General features: G+C 62.7%; 11 protein-coding genes. 6 read left to right on the forward strand and 5 right to left on the reverse strand.

What is annotated here, in order from left to right:
* Nucleotides 1-3: 3 nt before the first annotated feature.
* The 4 genes from pabB to rloA form a co-directional block, all read right to left on the reverse strand.
* Entirely contained in the window at nt 4-1,347 is a 1,344-nt protein-coding gene (pabB, locus tag EA795_RS04095) for an aminodeoxychorismate synthase component I (protein ID WP_122075721.1), read from the reverse strand.
* A 92-nt stretch (nt 1,348-1,439) separates the two neighbouring features.
* Entirely contained in the window at nt 1,440-2,423 is a 984-nt protein-coding gene (locus tag EA795_RS04100) for an alpha-L-glutamate ligase-like protein (RefSeq protein WP_014853072.1), read from the reverse strand.
* Between the two features lie 4 nt (nt 2,424-2,427).
* The gene (gene rloB / locus EA795_RS04105) at nt 2,428-3,954 is read right to left on the reverse strand and encodes an osmotic stress tolerance membrane protein RloB (RefSeq protein ID WP_014853071.1); all 1,527 of its coding nucleotides are present in this window, start codon (nt 3,952-3,954) and stop codon (nt 2,428-2,430) included.
* Nucleotides 3,955-3,959: 5 nt separating this feature from the next.
* Nucleotides 3,960-4,496 (reverse strand): retropepsin-like aspartic peptidase RloA, encoded by a 537-nt coding sequence (gene rloA / locus EA795_RS04110; RefSeq protein ID WP_043942617.1) that lies wholly within the window; start codon nt 4,494-4,496, stop codon nt 3,960-3,962.
* Between the two features lie 271 nt (nt 4,497-4,767).
* Here rloA and EA795_RS04115 point away from each other — a divergent pair, with 271 nt between their 5' ends.
* From EA795_RS04115 to prpF, 5 genes are all read left to right on the forward strand, one after another.
* The gene (locus EA795_RS04115) at nt 4,768-5,484 is read left to right on the forward strand and encodes a GntR family transcriptional regulator (RefSeq protein WP_058074863.1); all 717 of its coding nucleotides are present in this window, start codon (nt 4,768-4,770) and stop codon (nt 5,482-5,484) included.
* Between the two features lie 3 nt (nt 5,485-5,487).
* Nucleotides 5,488-6,375, forward strand: a complete 888-nt coding sequence (prpB, locus tag EA795_RS04120) for a methylisocitrate lyase (RefSeq protein WP_014853068.1) — start codon at nt 5,488-5,490, stop codon at nt 6,373-6,375.
* An 80-nt stretch (nt 6,376-6,455) separates the two neighbouring features.
* The gene (prpC, locus tag EA795_RS04125; RefSeq protein WP_058074862.1) at nt 6,456-7,583 is read left to right on the forward strand and encodes a bifunctional 2-methylcitrate synthase/citrate synthase; all 1,128 of its coding nucleotides are present in this window, start codon (nt 6,456-6,458) and stop codon (nt 7,581-7,583) included.
* A gap of 72 nt (nt 7,584-7,655) precedes the next feature.
* Nucleotides 7,656-10,253, forward strand: coding sequence for a Fe/S-dependent 2-methylisocitrate dehydratase AcnD (acnD, locus tag EA795_RS04130; protein WP_122075723.1), 2,598 nt, complete (start codon nt 7,656-7,658; stop codon nt 10,251-10,253).
* A 156-nt stretch (nt 10,254-10,409) separates the two neighbouring features.
* Complete coding sequence (gene prpF / locus EA795_RS04135) at nt 10,410-11,597, forward strand: 2-methylaconitate cis-trans isomerase PrpF (protein ID WP_122075725.1); 1,188 nt, start codon at nt 10,410-10,412, stop codon at nt 11,595-11,597.
* A 66-nt stretch (nt 11,598-11,663) separates the two neighbouring features.
* Here the strand turns inward: prpF and ppsR are convergent, their stop codons facing one another.
* Complete coding sequence (gene ppsR / locus EA795_RS04140; protein ID WP_014853064.1) at nt 11,664-12,482, reverse strand: posphoenolpyruvate synthetase regulatory kinase/phosphorylase PpsR; 819 nt, start codon at nt 12,480-12,482, stop codon at nt 11,664-11,666.
* Between the two features lie 309 nt (nt 12,483-12,791).
* Here ppsR and ppsA point away from each other — a divergent pair, with 309 nt between their 5' ends.
* Nucleotides 12,792-15,164 carry a phosphoenolpyruvate synthase gene (ppsA, locus tag EA795_RS04145; protein WP_058076780.1) on the forward strand — a complete coding sequence of 791 codons (2,373 nt, stop codon included), beginning with the start codon at nt 12,792-12,794 and terminating at the stop codon, nt 15,162-15,164.
* The last annotated feature ends 117 nt before the right edge of the window (nt 15,165-15,281 follow it).

Consider the following 15,281-nt stretch of genomic DNA (forward strand, 5'->3'; position numbering starts at 1 on the left):
TGCTTAGCGGAGCCCCTCGAGCGTCTCCATCAGTACTCGTACCTTGTCGATCGATTCCTGATACTCGGCTTGCCAATCGGAGTCGGCGACGATGCCGCCGCCGCCCCAGCAGCGGACCTGGTCGTCCTTGAACAATAGGGTGCGGATGGCGATCGAGCTGTCCATTTCGCCCCGTACGTCGATGTACAGCAGCGAGCCGCAATAGATCGAGCGGTCGCTGGGTTCCAGCTCGTCGATGATCTGCACGGCGCGGATCTTGGGTGCACCGGTGATCGAGCCGCCGGGAAAGCTGCCGGCGAGCAGGTCGAAGGCATCGCAACCTTCGGCAAGCGTTCCGACCACGCTGCTGACCAGATGGTGAACGTTGGGGTAGCTCTCCAGCGCGAAGAGTTCGGGCACGCGGATGCTGCCGACCTGGCAGCTGCGGCCCAGGTCGTTGCGCAACAGGTCGACGATCATCAGGTTTTCCGCACGATCCTTGGGGCTGGCCAGCAGCGCCTGTGCCTCGGCGGCGTCGGCGTGAGGATCGGTCCGGCGGGGACGAGTGCCCTTGATCGGGCGCGTCTCGACTTCGCCAGCGCCGAGACGCAGGAAGCGCTCCGGCGAAAGACTGGCAATGGCGCCTTCCTCCAGCGCCATGAAGCCCGCATACGGTGTTGGGCAGGCCGCGCGCAGGCTGCAGTAGGCAGCCCAGGCGTCGCCCTGGCAGCGGGCGCGGAAGCGCTGCGCGTAGTTCACCTGGTAGCAGTCGCCTGCCTGGATGTAGTCCTGGATGCGGCCGAGCGCCTGGCGATATTCGGCCGCATCGATATCGGCCTCGAAGCGCCCCTGCAGCTGGAACGTCGCAGCGCTGGGCGTGGCGTCTGCGGTAAACAGCCTGACGAGCCGGTTTCGCTCGTCTTCCTCGACGCTCGGATGAAAGACCAGCTGGCTGCGCTGCAACTGGTGATCGCTGACCAGCGCCCAGGCGTACAGACCCATGCGTGCCGCCGGCAGGGCACAGTCGTCCACGCTGCGGTGGGGCAGCTGTTCGAGATGGCGGCCGAAGTCGTAGGCGAACATGCCGATCAAACCGCCGACGAAGGGCAGAGGACTGTCGGCAGGCGCCTCGGCTGGTTCCAGCGTGCGCAGCGCCAGGCGCAGACGTTGCAGAAAATCGCGTCCCGCTTCGCCGGCCCCGGGTTGCAGTATCGCCAGCGGCCAGGCGCTCAGCAGGTCGTAGCGACCACGCTCGGCGGTGGGGCGGCCGGAGTCGAGCAGCACGGCGCCGGGTGCCTGGCGAATACGCGCGAACCAGGCACTCGGGTCGGGGCGGTAGGGAAGAGGGTGCAGTGTACAGACGGACATGGCGGTTTCGGTGGAGGCGCGGGGCCGATCAGCAGTGACTACTAGGGGCTGTTGGCGTTTCGGCGCGGATGCGAGCGAAACGCCAGCAGATTCTAGTCGTGAGCCGGAACATGCCCGAACAGTTCCTGCGCGAAGGCCACGCGCTGCTCGGGGGTTTCCTGGATGCCTTTTTCCCGGAGATCGGCGATGCGCGACTCCACGGCCTGGGTCCGATGGGTCAGGCCACAGTCGTTGGCGATCTGGATGTTCAGCCCGGGGCGCGCGTTGAGCTCGAGGATCAGCGGCCCCTTGTCCACATCGAGCACCATGTCGACGCCGATGTAACCCAGGCCGCAGAGTTCGTAGCAGCCCGCCGCCAGCTTCATGAAGCCGTCCCAGTTGGGCAGTTGCACACCGTCCACCGCGTTGGTGGTGTCGGGGTGCTTGGAGATCTTGTTGTTCAGCCAGGTGCCGCGCAGGGTGATACCGGTGGCCAGATCCACGCCGACGCCGATGGCGCCCTGGTGCAGGTTGGCCTTGCCGCCGGACTGGCGGGTCGGCAGGCGCAGCATGGCCATGACCGGGTAGCCCATCAGCACGATGATGCGGATGTCCGGTACGCCTTCGTAGCTGATGCTCTTGAAGATCGGGTCGGGCGTCACCCGATACTCGATCAGCGCGCGGTCGCGCAGACCACCCAGCGAATAAAGGCCGGTGAGGATATTGGAGATCTGATGCTCGATCTCCTCATGGGTGATGATCTTTCCCGAAACCGTCCGGTAGCGGCCCTCGAAGCGGTCGGCGATCACCAGGATGCCGTCGCCGCCGGCACCCTGCGCCGGCTTGACGACGAAGTCGACGTGATCCTTGACGATGTCCTTGAGCTTGTCGATGTCCTTTTCGGTCTCGATGATCCCGTACATTTCCGGTACGTGAATGCCGGCCTCGATGGCGCGTTCCTTGGTGATGATCTTGTCGTCGACGATCGGGTACAGGTTGCGCTTGTTGTACTTGAGCACATAGTCGGCATTACGGCGATTGATGCCCATGATGCCTTTGGCTTCGAGGGCCTTCCAGGTTTTGATCAGACCGAACATGGGCTCAATCCTTCAGAAAGGCTTTGAAACGGAACAGCTCGGTCAGCCGATAGCCGCGGTAGCGACCCATCGCCAGCATGAAGCCCACCATGATCAGCAGCACCGCCGGGAAGGTGAAGATGAAGTAGGTCAGTTCCGGGATGTTCATCAGCATGAACGACAGGCTCGCGGCGATCAGGGTGCCGACCGCCACCTTGAAGGCATGGCCGCCGCCGCGTTCTTCCCAGGTGATGGACAGGCGTTCGATGGTCATGGTCAGGATCACCATTGGGAACAGCGATACCGAGAGGCCGCGTTCCAGGCCGAGCTTGTGGCTGAACAGGCTGATCACCGCGATGAGCACTACGACGAAGGTGAGCACCACCGAAAGCCGCGGCAGCATCTGCAGCTTGAGGTGTTCCAGGTAGGAGCGCAGCGACAGCCCCAGCGCGGTGATCAGCGTGAAGAGGATGATGCCGAAGCCGATCTGCGTTTCGCGGAAGGCCAGGGCGATCAGCACCGGGGTGAAGGTACCGAGGGTCTGCAGGCCGCCCAGGTTGCGCAGGATGAGGATCACCAGCACGCCGATGGGGATCATGATCATGATCTGGTAGGTCTGCTGGGTCTGTAGTGGCAGGCCGTACAGCGAGTACTCGAGGAAATCCGCGTCGGTGTTCTCGTCGGTCAGCTTGGCCAGGCGGATGGCGTTCATTTCGCTGCGGTTGAGCGTGAAGGAAACCTGTGCATTGCGGCCACCTTCGAGGCTGAGCAGAGGCTCGTCGCCGGTCCACCAGATCAGGCGGTCGGCCGGCAGACCCTGTTCGCCGGTTTCCGGGTTGAAGTACAGCCACTTGTTGCCATTGAAGCTGCGCAGCCAGAGTTCCGGCGTCTGGGCGATTTCGCTGGCCAGGCGCACGGTGTGTACGCGCTCCATGGGAACGTGGGCGATGGACAGCAGCAGCTCGATGACCCGTGCCTTGTTGGACGAATCGGTATCGCCACCCAGCAGCAGCTTCACGTTGTCGTCATTGGCGTTGTTGACGCGCTTGATGGCTTCGCTGATGAAGGTCTCGACGTCGGCCGAGTGCTGGCGAATCGGCGACAGTAGGGCTTCGGCGGCGATCTTCTCGGGGCCCTCGACGGGGATGCTGTCGCGGAATATCGGGCCTTCGGCCCGGGTCTGCTCACCGCTGTAGCGCTTGGTCAGCACCAGGCGGTAATACAGCGTCTGGCTGCCGTTGACCCGGCGCGCGGACCAGGTCACCCGGCGGTTGCCATCGGCACGGTTGATGCTGACGCCGTAGTTGTTGGAAATGAAGCTTTCGTTGAGGCTGACGAATTCCTGGTTCAGCGGCGGTACGTACATCTGCAGCTTGACCGGCTCGCGGGCGTTGGCCTGGAACTCGACCTTGGCGTCGATATTCCACAGGTCATCCGTTTCGTTTTCAGCCACCGGAATGCCGAGAACGAAGATCTGGTACGCGGTAATCGAGATGCCCAGGGCGACGAGCAGGAAGATCAGTACTTTCAGATGCAGGGTAAGCGCGCGCATGGGTATTACTCGTCAGCGTCGGATTCGGTGATGCAACCGGGCTTGCCGGCCACGTAGGTAAGGCTTGGATCGATCAGCGCGCCAAAGCGGGTAAGCGCATCGGAACCTATGAGAAGCGGGTATTGGAAAGCGGTACGGTCCGTCAGGTTCACTTCGATGTTGCGCAGGGCGGTGCCCATGCACATCTGCAGCTCGATGACGGGGCGGGCCGTGTAGGTCTTGTCTTCCTCGGGGTCGAAGTCTCCGGCACGGCGCTTGATCCTGCTGATGCGCGTCAGCGGGCGCTCGATCGGGTGCGCGTGTGCCTCGTCGATCGCCAGATAGAAACGTACCCAGTTCTTCCCGTCACGCTTGAAACGCTCGATGTCGCGCGCGCTGAGCGAGGCGGTCTGTGCGCCGGTATCCAGCTTGGCGGGGAGTTCCAGATCGAAGTCCGGTAGCGCGACATGCTCGTTGAGCCCGTAAACGGTTTTGCTCTCGGCGTGACTGATAAAGGGGGTCAGCAGCAAGCAGAGCAACAATGAGTAGGGTTTGACTCTCATAGATCCAGTTGTTTTTTTCGGGAGGTCGAAGGAGCGCGGGAAGGAGCAGGCCCACCGACTTGAGAGCGGCCGGTGGGTACTGAACGCGATGTAGCGCGGCATTCTAGCATGGCGTTTTGGGGGTCGCGACTGGCTGTGAAAGGCCATGCGCCGAGTGCGGCCATCGCCTTTGTCGAATTTCCATGTGTCGACAATATACTTTTGGATGCCTTGACGATCTGGTGCCTCGGGGGTAGCTTGCCTCACATATCGGATCAATGTGTCGACAATCATGCTGGATGTAGTGGATGTACCTCTTTCTGGGCAGGCCGACAGTGGAACACTTTCGGAGCACGTGTTCCGCCTGATCCAGGCAGCCATCGTCAAGGGCGAGATCGCGCCGGGGAGCAAGATCTCCGAGCCGGAGCTGGCACGCACCTACGGCATCAGCCGCGGGCCGCTGCGTGAGGCGATCCACCGGCTGGAAGGGCAGAAGCTGCTGGTGCGGGTGCCACATGTGGGCGCACGGGTGGTATCGCTCGGTCATGCCGAGCTGATCGAACTCTACGAGATTCGCGAGTCCCTGGAAGGCATGGCCTGCCGGCTGGCCGCCGAGCGCATGACCGAAAGCGAGATCGACGAGCTGCGCCAGGTGTTGCAGACCCACGAGCGCGACGAGGCCTTTCAGGCCGGAGTCGGCTACTACCAGCAGGAAGGCGATTTCGACTTTCACTATCGGATCATCCAGGGCAGCGGCAACCGCACCCTGGCCAAGTTGCTGTGTGACGAGCTCTATCAACTGGTGCGCATGTACCGCATCCAGTTCTCCACTACACCTAACAGGCCGCACCAGGCCTTCGCCGAGCATCACCGGATCCTCGACGCCATTGCCGATCGCGATGGCGAACTGGCGGAGCTGCTGATGCGCCGCCATATCGCTGCCTCCAAGCGTAACGTCGAGCGCCACTTCAAGAGCGCTCTGGAACAAACACCACATATAAAGGGGTAATGCATGACTCTTCCCACTGCCGGTCAGCGTTTCCGTGACGCCGTGGCCAACGAGCATCCGCTTCAGGTCGTCGGCGCGATCAATGCCAACCATGCGCTGCTGGCGCAGCGTGCCGGCTTCAAGGCCATCTACCTGTCCGGTGGTGGCGTCGCGGCCGGCTCGCTGGGCCTGCCGGATCTGGGCATCAGTGGCCTGGACGACGTGCTGACCGACGTGCGCCGCATCACCGATGTCTGCGATCTGCCCTTGCTGGTGGATGTGGATACCGGTTTCGGCTCCTCCGCGTTCAACGTGGCGCGCACCGTCAAGTCGATGATCAAGTTCGGCGCTGCGGCCATCCATATCGAGGACCAGGTCGGCGCCAAGCGCTGCGGCCATCGCCCGAACAAGGAGATCGTCTCCCAGCAGGAAATGGTCGACCGCATCAAGGCGGCCGTCGATGCCCGTACCGATGACAGCTTCGTGATCATGGCGCGTACCGATGCGCTGGCCGTGGAAGGCCTGAACGCCGCCCTGGATCGCGCTGCCGCCTGCATCGAGGCGGGTGCCGACATGATCTTCCCCGAGGCGATCACCGAACTGGCGATGTACAAGACCTTCGCCGATCGCGTGAAGGCGCCGATCCTGGCCAACATCACCGAATTCGGCGCCACGCCGCTGTACACCACCGAGGAACTGGCCGGGGTAGACGTTTCCCTGGTGCTCTATCCGCTGTCGGCTTTCCGCGCCATGAACAAGGCGGCGGAGAACGTCTATACCGCGATCCGACGCGACGGCACGCAGAAGAATGTGGTCGATACCATGCAGACCCGCATGGAACTCTACGATCGCATCAACTACCACGCTTTCGAGCAGAGCCTCGATGCGTTGTTCGCTCAGAAGAAGAGCTGAGCGCATCGGCTCCGATGTGTCGGAGCCTTCCATCGACGTGATGAGCAGTATCCAGAATAAATCCAATAAGGAGATAACAAATGGCTGAAGCAAAGGTATTGAGCGGAGCAGGGCTGCGCGGACAGGTTGCCGGGCAAACGGCGTTGTGCACGGTGGGCAAGGAAGGTGCGGGTCTGACCTATCGCGGTTATGACGTGCGCGACCTGGCCGAGCATTGCTGTTTCGAAGAGGTCGCCTACCTGCTGTTCCACGGCGAACTGCCCAACGCCGAGCAGCTCGCGGCGTACCAGGCTCGTCTGCATCAGTGGCGCGACCTGCCGGACGTGCTCAAGGAGGTGCTGGAGCGTGCGCCGTCCAACGCGCATCCCATGGATGTGATCCGTACCGCCTGCTCGGTGATGGGCATGCTCGAGCCCGAGCAGGACTTCTCGCAGCAGCAGGACCGGGCTGACCGTCTGGTGGCGATGGCTCCGTCGGTCATGGCTTACTGGTACCGTTTCAGCCATGGCGGCCAGCGCATCAACTGCAATAGCGACGAGGCGACGCTCGGCGGTCACTTCCTTGCGTTGCTGCACGGGCGCAAGCCGAGCGAGCTGGAAGTGAAGGTCATGAACGTCTCGCTGATTCTCTATGCCGAGCACGAGTTCAACGCCTCGACCTTCACGGCTCGGGTGTGTGCCTCGACCCTGTCCGACATCTATTCCTGCGTGACCGGTGCCGTCGGTTCGCTGCGCGGCCCGCTGCATGGCGGCGCGAACGAGGCGGCGATGGAGCTGATCCAGCGCTTCAACACACCGGAAGAGGCCCGTGAAGGCCTGCTGGGCATGCTCGAGCGCAAGGAAAAGATCATGGGCTTCGGCCACGCGATCTACCGTGAAAGCGATCCGCGCAACGAAGTCATCAAGGAATGGGCCAAGAAGCTGGCCGACACCGTGGGAGACACCAAGCTCTACCCGATATCGGTGGCGATCGACGAGACCATGTGGGAGCAGAAGAAGCTCTTCCCCAACGCCGATTTCTACCATGCCTCGGCGTACCACTTCATGGGCATTCCGACCCCGCTGTTCACCCCGATCTTCGTGTGCTCTCGCCTGGTTGGCTGGTGCAGCCACGTGTTCGAGCAGCGCGCCAATAACCGCATCATTCGTCCAAGTGCCGAGTACATCGGCCCGGAACAGCGCAAGGTCGTACCGATCGATCAGCGTTGAGCCGCCAGGGGCGGGCCGGGCGACCGGTCCGCTCACCCTCGCTTCACGAAACAACATCATCGAGTCCATGGCATGAACACCGAATACCGTAAATCCCTGCCGGGCACCCAACTGGACTACTTCGATACCCGTGCCGCGGTCGAAGCCATCCAGCCGGGCGCCTACGACAAGCTGCCGTACACCTCGCGCGTGCTCGCCGAGCAACTGGTGCGCCGCTGCGACCCGGCCATGCTGACCGATTCGCTGAAGCAGATCATCGAACGCAAGCAGGACCTGGATTTTCCCTGGTACCCGGCGCGCGTGGTCTGCCACGACATTCTCGGCCAGACCGCACTGGTCGACCTTGCCGGCCTGCGCGATGCGATCGCGGAGCAGGGCGGCGATCCCTCCAAGGTCAACCCGGTGGTGCCGACCCAGCTGATCGTCGATCACTCGCTGGCGGTGGAGCATGCCGGCTTCGATCCGGATGCCTTCGAGAAGAACCGTGCGGTGGAAGAGCGTCGCAACGAAGACCGCTTCCACTTCATCGAATGGACCAAGACCGCATTCAAGAACGTCGACGTGATCCCGGCCGGCAACGGCATCATGCACCAGATCAACCTGGAGAAGATGAGTCCGGTGATCCAGGCGCGCGGCGGTATCGCCTTCCCGGATACCTGCGTCGGCACTGATTCCCACACCCCGCACGTCGATGCCCTGGGCGTGATCGCCGTCGGGGTCGGTGGTCTGGAGGCCGAGACCGTGATGCTCGGTCGCGCTTCCATGATGCGCCTGCCCGATATCGTCGGCGTCCGGTTGACCGGCAAGCGCCAACCGGGCATCACCGCCACCGATATCGTCCTGGCGCTGACCGAATTCCTGCGCAACGAGCGCGTGGTCGGAGCCTGGGTGGAGTTCTTCGGCGAGGGCGCCGACAGCCTGTCCATCGGCGACCGTGCCACCATCTCCAATATGTGCCCCGAGTACGGCGCCACGGCGGCGATGTTCTATATCGACCAGCAGACCATCGATTACCTCAAGCTCACCGGGCGCGAGCCGGAGCAGGTGGCGCTGGTCGAGAACTACGCGAAAACCACCGGTCTCTGGGCCGATGCGCTGGTCGGCGCCGAGTACGAACGCGTGCTGGAGTTCGATCTGTCGACCGTGGTGCGCAACCTGGCCGGCCCGTCCAACCCGCATCGCCGCCTGCCGACCTCGGCACTGGCCGAACGCGGCATCGCGGTCAACCTGGAGAAGGCGCAGGCCGAAGAGAAGGAAGGCCTGATGCCGGATGGCGCGGTGATCATCGCCGCCATCACCAGCTGCACCAATACCTCCAACCCGCGCAACGTGGTCGCCGCCGGTCTGGTGGCGAAGAAGGCCAACCAACTGGGGCTGGTGCGCAAGCCCTGGGTGAAGACCTCTTTCGCGCCGGGCTCGAAAGTCGCCAAGCTGTACCTGGAGGAGGCCGGCCTGCTGCCCGAGCTGGAAAAACTCGGTTTCGGCATCGTCGCCTACGCCTGCACCACCTGCAACGGCATGTCCGGCGCGCTGGACCCGAAGATTCAGCAGGAAATCATCGACCGCGACCTGTACGCCACCGCCGTGCTCTCCGGCAACCGCAACTTCGACGGCCGCATCCACCCCTACGCCAAGCAGGCTTTCCTCGCCTCGCCGCCGCTGGTGGTCGCCTATGCCATCGCCGGCACCGTTCGTTTCGATATCGAGCAGGACGTGCTGGGGCATGACGCCCAAGGCAAGCCGGTCACCCTCAAGGACCTGTGGCCGAGCGACGAGGAAATCGACGCCATCGTCGCTTCTTCGGTGAAGCCGGAGCAGTTCCGCCAGGTCTACATCCCGATGTTCGACCTCGGCACCGTGCAGGAGGCCGAGAGCCCGCTGTACGACTGGCGCCCGATGTCCACCTACATCCGCCGTCCGCCGTACTGGGAAGGCGCATTGGCCGGCGAGCGCACGCTCAAGGGCATGCGTCCGCTGGCCGTGTTGCCGGACAACATCACCACCGACCACCTGTCGCCGTCCAATGCCATCCTGGCGGACAGCGCCGCTGGCGAATACCTGGCGAAGATGGGCCTGCCGGAAGAGGACTTCAACTCCTACGCCACCCACCGCGGTGATCACCTGACCGCCCAGCGCGCCACCTTCGCCAACCCGCAACTGGTCAACGAAATGGCCGTGGTCGATGGGCAGGTGAAGAAGGGCTCGCTGGCGCGCGTCGAGCCGGAAGGCACCGTCATGCGCATGTGGGAAGCCATCGAAACCTACATGAACCGCAAGCAGCCGCTGATCATCATTGCCGGCGCCGACTACGGCCAGGGTTCTTCTCGCGATTGGGCGGCTAAGGGTGTGCGCCTGGCGGGCGTGGAAGCCATCGTCGCTGAAGGTTTCGAGCGTATCCACCGCACCAACCTGGTGGGTATGGGCGTTCTGCCTCTGGAGTTCAAGCCGGGCACCGATCGCAAGACCCTGAAGATCGACGGCACCGAGACATTCGACGTGATCGGCGAGCGTACCCCGCGTGCCGACCTGACGCTGGTCATCCATCGCCGCAACGGCGAGACGGTTGAGGTCCCGGTGACCTGCCGGCTGGATACCGCCGAAGAAGTCTCCGTCTACGATGCTGGTGGCGTGCTGCAACGCTTCGCCAAGGATTTCCTCGGCCAGGCCTGACGTCGCGATGTAGGGTGGATGTCGCTTCTTACATCCACCGCGCCACCGCTCGGTGGTTCGCCACCCGGTGAATCGGTAAAGCGTGATCCACCCTGCGTCTGCATTCCATTCCCGCTGCCGCCCTCTGGCGGCAGCGTTTCATGAGGATTCGCTTTCATGGCTCATGTACCCCAGATCAAGATTCCCGCTACCTACATGCGCGGCGGCACCAGCAAGGGCGTGTTCTTTCGCCTGCAGGACCTGCCTGAGCCATGCCAGGTACCGGGCGAGGCGCGTGACAAGCTGTTCATGCGCGTAATCGGCAGTCCCGATCCCTATGCCGCCCATATCGACGGCATGGGCGGCGCCACTTCCAGCACCAGCAAGTGCGTGATCCTGTCGAAGAGCAGCCAGCCCGATCATGACGTGGATTACCTCTACGGCCAGGTCTCCATCGACAAGCCCTTCGTCGACTGGAGCGGCAACTGCGGCAACCTGTCCACCGGCGCAGGCGCCTTCGCCATCCATGCGGGGCTGGTCGATCCGGCACGTATCCCGGAAAACGGCACCTGTGTGGTGCGCATCTGGCAGGCCAACATCCAGAAGACCATCATCGCCCACGTGCCGGTCAGCAATGGCCAGGTGCAGGAAACCGGTGATTTCGAGCTGGACGGCGTGACCTTCCCGGCGGCGGAAATCGTGCTGGAGTTCCTCGATCCGTCGGATGATGGAGAGGAGGGTGGCTCGATGTTCCCTACCGGCAATCTGGTCGACGAGCTGGAAGTACCGGGTATTGGCACCTTCAAGGCGACGATGATCAGCGCCGGCATCCCCACCGTGTTCGTCAATGCCGAGGACATCGGCTACCAGGGCACCGAGCTGCGCGAGGACATCAACGGCGATCCGGCACAGCTGGCCCGTTTCGAAAAGATCCGCGTGGCGGGCGCGCTGCGCATGGGCCTGATCAAGACGGCCGAAGAGGCGCTGACCCGCCAGCACACGCCGAAGGTCGCTTTCATCAGCCAGCCCAAGTCCTACAAGGCCTCCAGCGGCAAGACCATCGAAGCCGGCGAAGTCGACCTGCTGGTGCGCGCGTTGTCCATGGGCAAGCTGCACCACGCCATGATGGGCACCTGCGCGGTGGCTATCGGCACGGCAGCGGCAGTGCCCGGTACGCTGGTGAATCTGGCGGCCGGTGGTAATGATCGGGAGGCGGTACGCTTCGGCCATCCGTCCGGCACGCTGCGTGTCGGCGCCGAGGCCCGGCAGGTCGATGGCCAGTGGACGGTGACCAAGGCGATCATGAGCCGCAGCGCGCGCGTTCTCATGGAGGGAGCGGTGCGCGTGCCGGGGGACAGCTTCTAATCGCCCATGTCGATCCCAACAAAAAGTCCGCACCAAGCGGACTTTTTGTTGTCTAGCGAAGCGGCGTTATTTAAGACGTCGCTCGACGCCTTTTTCCACGAGGATCTTGGCGGAAATTTCCTCGACGGAGAAATGCGTCGAGTTGATGTAGGTAATGTTTTCGCGGCGGAACAGGTTTTCCACTTCGCGGACTTCGAACTCGCACTGGGCGAAGCTGGAATAACGGCTGTTGGGTTTGCGCTCGTTGCGAATCGCGGCCAGGCGATCAGGATCGATGGTGAGGCCGAACAGCTTCTCCCGATAGGTCTTCAACACCGAGGGAAGTTGCAGGCGCTCCATATCGTCTTCGGTCAGTGGGTAGTTGGCGGCGCGAATGCCGTACTGCATGGCCATGTAGAGACAGGTCGGAGTCTTGCCGCAGCGCGAAACGCCGACCAGGATCAGGTCGGCCTTGTCGTAGTGACGGGTGCGGGCGCCGTCATCGTTGTCCAGGGCGAAGTTGACTGCGTCAATTCGCTCCATGTAGTTGGCGTTGTGGCTGATCGAATGGGATTTGCCCACGGAATAGGACGAGCGAGATGTCAGTTCATGTTCGAGTGGTGCGAGGAAAGAGGAAAAGATGTCGATCATGAAACCGTTGGATTCAGCCAGGATGTCGCGAATTTCCTGATTGACCAGGGTGTCGAAGATGATCGGCCGGGCACCGTCGGTTTCCGCCGCTTTGTTGATTTGCTGTACCATGGCCCGCGCTTTTTCCGCGGTATCGATATAGGGGCGAGTCAGTTTGGTAAAGCTGATGGTTTCGAACTGTGCGAGCAGACTCTGACCCAGGGTTTCGGCTGTGATGCCGGTGCCATCGGAGATGAAGAAAGCCGTTCGTTTCATCGCAGCTGGGGCCTTAGCAGATTGTTGAAAGGTTTTGGCGAGGTAGCCAGGACAGGGTAGATCTCATTGAGAGGCAGCGTGGGCTCGACAGCGGTTTACGAGTTGCGCATGAACTTCCGATGCGATTCCCAGGTAGTAATGGCGGCGCAGGTAGTTTTTCAACGGCCTGTTAAGTCAAGAACGGTTCTCAGCTATAGTAGCCCTCCGCCGGGCCACGACTAGCGGGCATTGTCACTTATTTTGCAGGGCCAGGCCACCGTCACGCGGACCGCGCCGACCGAGATTCCAACACAACGTGGAGAGTTCACCTTGGTAGAGTACGTAGTTTCCCTCGATAAGCTCGGCAATCATGATGTTGAGCGTGTAGGGGGCAAGAACGCCTCCCTGGGCGAGATGATCAGCAACCTCGCCGGCGCCGGCGTTTCCGTACCGGGTGGTTTCGCCACCACAGCGCAGGCCTATCGCGACTTCATGGAGCTCAGCGGCCTGAACGAACAGATCCATGCGTTGCTCGATGCGCTGGATGTCGACGATGTGAATGCCCTGGCCAAGGCCGGCGCGCAGATCCGTGGCTGGGTGATGGACGCCGAGTTCCCGCCGCAACTGGATGCCGATATCCGCGCCGCGTTCGCCGAGATGGCCGCGGGTAACGAAAACCTGGCGGTGGCGGTGCGCTCTTCGGCCACCGCCGAGGATCTGCCGGACGCCTCCTTCGCCGGCCAGCAGGAAACCTTCCTCAATATTCGTGGCGTGGACAATGTGATCCGCGCCGCCAAGGAAGTTTTCGCTTCCCTGTTCAACGACCGCGCCATCGCCTACCGCGTGCACCAGGGCTTCGACCACAAGCTGGTGGCCCTGTCTGCAGGTGTGCAACGCATGGTGCGTTCCGAAACCGGCACCGCTGGCGTGATGTTCACGCTGGATACCGAATCGGGCTTCCGCGACGTGGTGTTCATCACCGGCGCCTACGGGCTGGGTGAGACAGTGGTGCAGGGGGCGGTGAACCCCGACGAATTCTATGTGCACAAGCACACCCTCGAAGCCGGACGCCCGGCGATCCTGCGGCGCAACCTGGGCAGCAAGGCCATCAAGATGGTCTACGGCGCCGAAGCCAGCGCGGGCAAGTCGGTCAAGACGGTCGATGTCGACGAGGCCGACCGCGCACGCTTCTGCCTCACCGACGAAGAAGTCAGCAACCTGGCCCGCCAGGCGCTGATCATCGAGAAACACTACGGCCGCCCGATGGATATCGAGTGGGCCAAGGACGGGGACGACGGCCAGCTGTACATCGTCCAGGCGCGTCCGGAAACCGTGAAGAGCCGTAGCAGCGCCAATGTCATGGAGCGCTACCTGCTGAAGGAAAAGGGCACCGTGCTGGTCGAGGGCCGTGCGATCGGCCAGCGCATCGGCGCCGGCCCGGTGAAGATCATTCGCGACGTCTCCGAGATGGACCGCGTGCAGCCCGGCGACGTACTCGTATCTGACATGACCGACCCCGATTGGGAGCCCGTGATGAAGCGCGCCAGCGCTATCGTCACCAACCGCGGTGGGCGTACCTGTCACGCGGCGATCATCGCGCGCGAGCTGGGGATTCCGGCGGTGGTGGGTTGCGGTAATGCCACCGAATTGCTGAAAGACGGTCAGCGCGTAACCGTGACCTGCGCCGAAGGCGATACCGGCCTGATCTTCGACGGTGAGCTGGGCTTCGATATTCGCCAGAACTCCATCGACGCCATGCCCGAACTGCCGTTCAAGATCATGATGAACGTCGGCAACCCGGACCGCGCGTTCGATTTCGCCCAGTTGCCGAACGAAGGCGTCGGCCTGGCCCGCCTCGAATTCATCATCAACCGCATGATCGGCGTGCATCCCAAGGCGCTGCTGAACTTCGACGGCTTGCCGGCGGAAGTGAAGAGCAGCGTCGAGAAGCGCATCGCCGGTTACGGCGATCCGGTCGACTTCTACGTCGAGAAGCTGGTCGAGGGCGTCAGCACCCTGGCCGCGGCCTTCTGGCCGAAGAAGGTCATCGTGCGTCTGTCGGACTTCAAGTCCAACGAATATGCCAACCTGATCGGCGGCAAGCTCTACGAGCCGGAAGAAGAGAACCCGATGCTCGGCTTCCGTGGCGCGTCGCGCTACATCAGCGATTCCTTCCGCGACTGCTTCGAGCTCGAGTGCCGTGCGATGAAGAAGGTCCGTGATGTCATGGGGCTGACCAACGTCGAGCTGATGGTGCCCTTCGTGCGTACCTTGGGCGAAGCCTCTCAGGTCATCGACCTTCTGGCCCAGTACGGCCTCAAGCGTGGTGAGAACGGCCTGCGGGTGATCATGATGTGCGAGCTGCCGTCCAACGCGCTGCTGGCCGACGAGTTCCTCGAGTTCTTCGACGGTTTCTCCATCGGCTCCAACGACATGACCCAGCTGACCCTGGGCCTGGACCGCGACTCCGGCATCATCGCGCACCTGTTCGACGAGCGTAATCCGGCGGTGAAGAAGCTGCTGGCCAATGCCATCCAGGCGTGCACCAAGGCCGGCAAGTACATCGGTATCTGCGGCCAGGGCCCGTCCGACCATCCGGATCTGGCCAAGTGGCTGATGGAGCAGGGGATCGAAAGCGTTTCCCTGAATCCGGATTCGGTGCTGGATACCTGGTTCTTCCTGGCCGACGAAGAAATCGGCTGATCGGGAGCCAAGCGGAAGGGCGGGTATTCCGCCCTTTTTGCCATGAGCCGATCATTGCTGGCTTGGTGAGTCGCGTCTGACTATACCCGTCGTTTCGAAGCGAAAGGGTCGCCTGGC

Source organism: Stutzerimonas nitrititolerans, assembly GCF_003696285.1.
GTDB classification, from domain to species: Bacteria; Pseudomonadota; Gammaproteobacteria; order Pseudomonadales; family Pseudomonadaceae; genus Stutzerimonas; species Stutzerimonas nitrititolerans.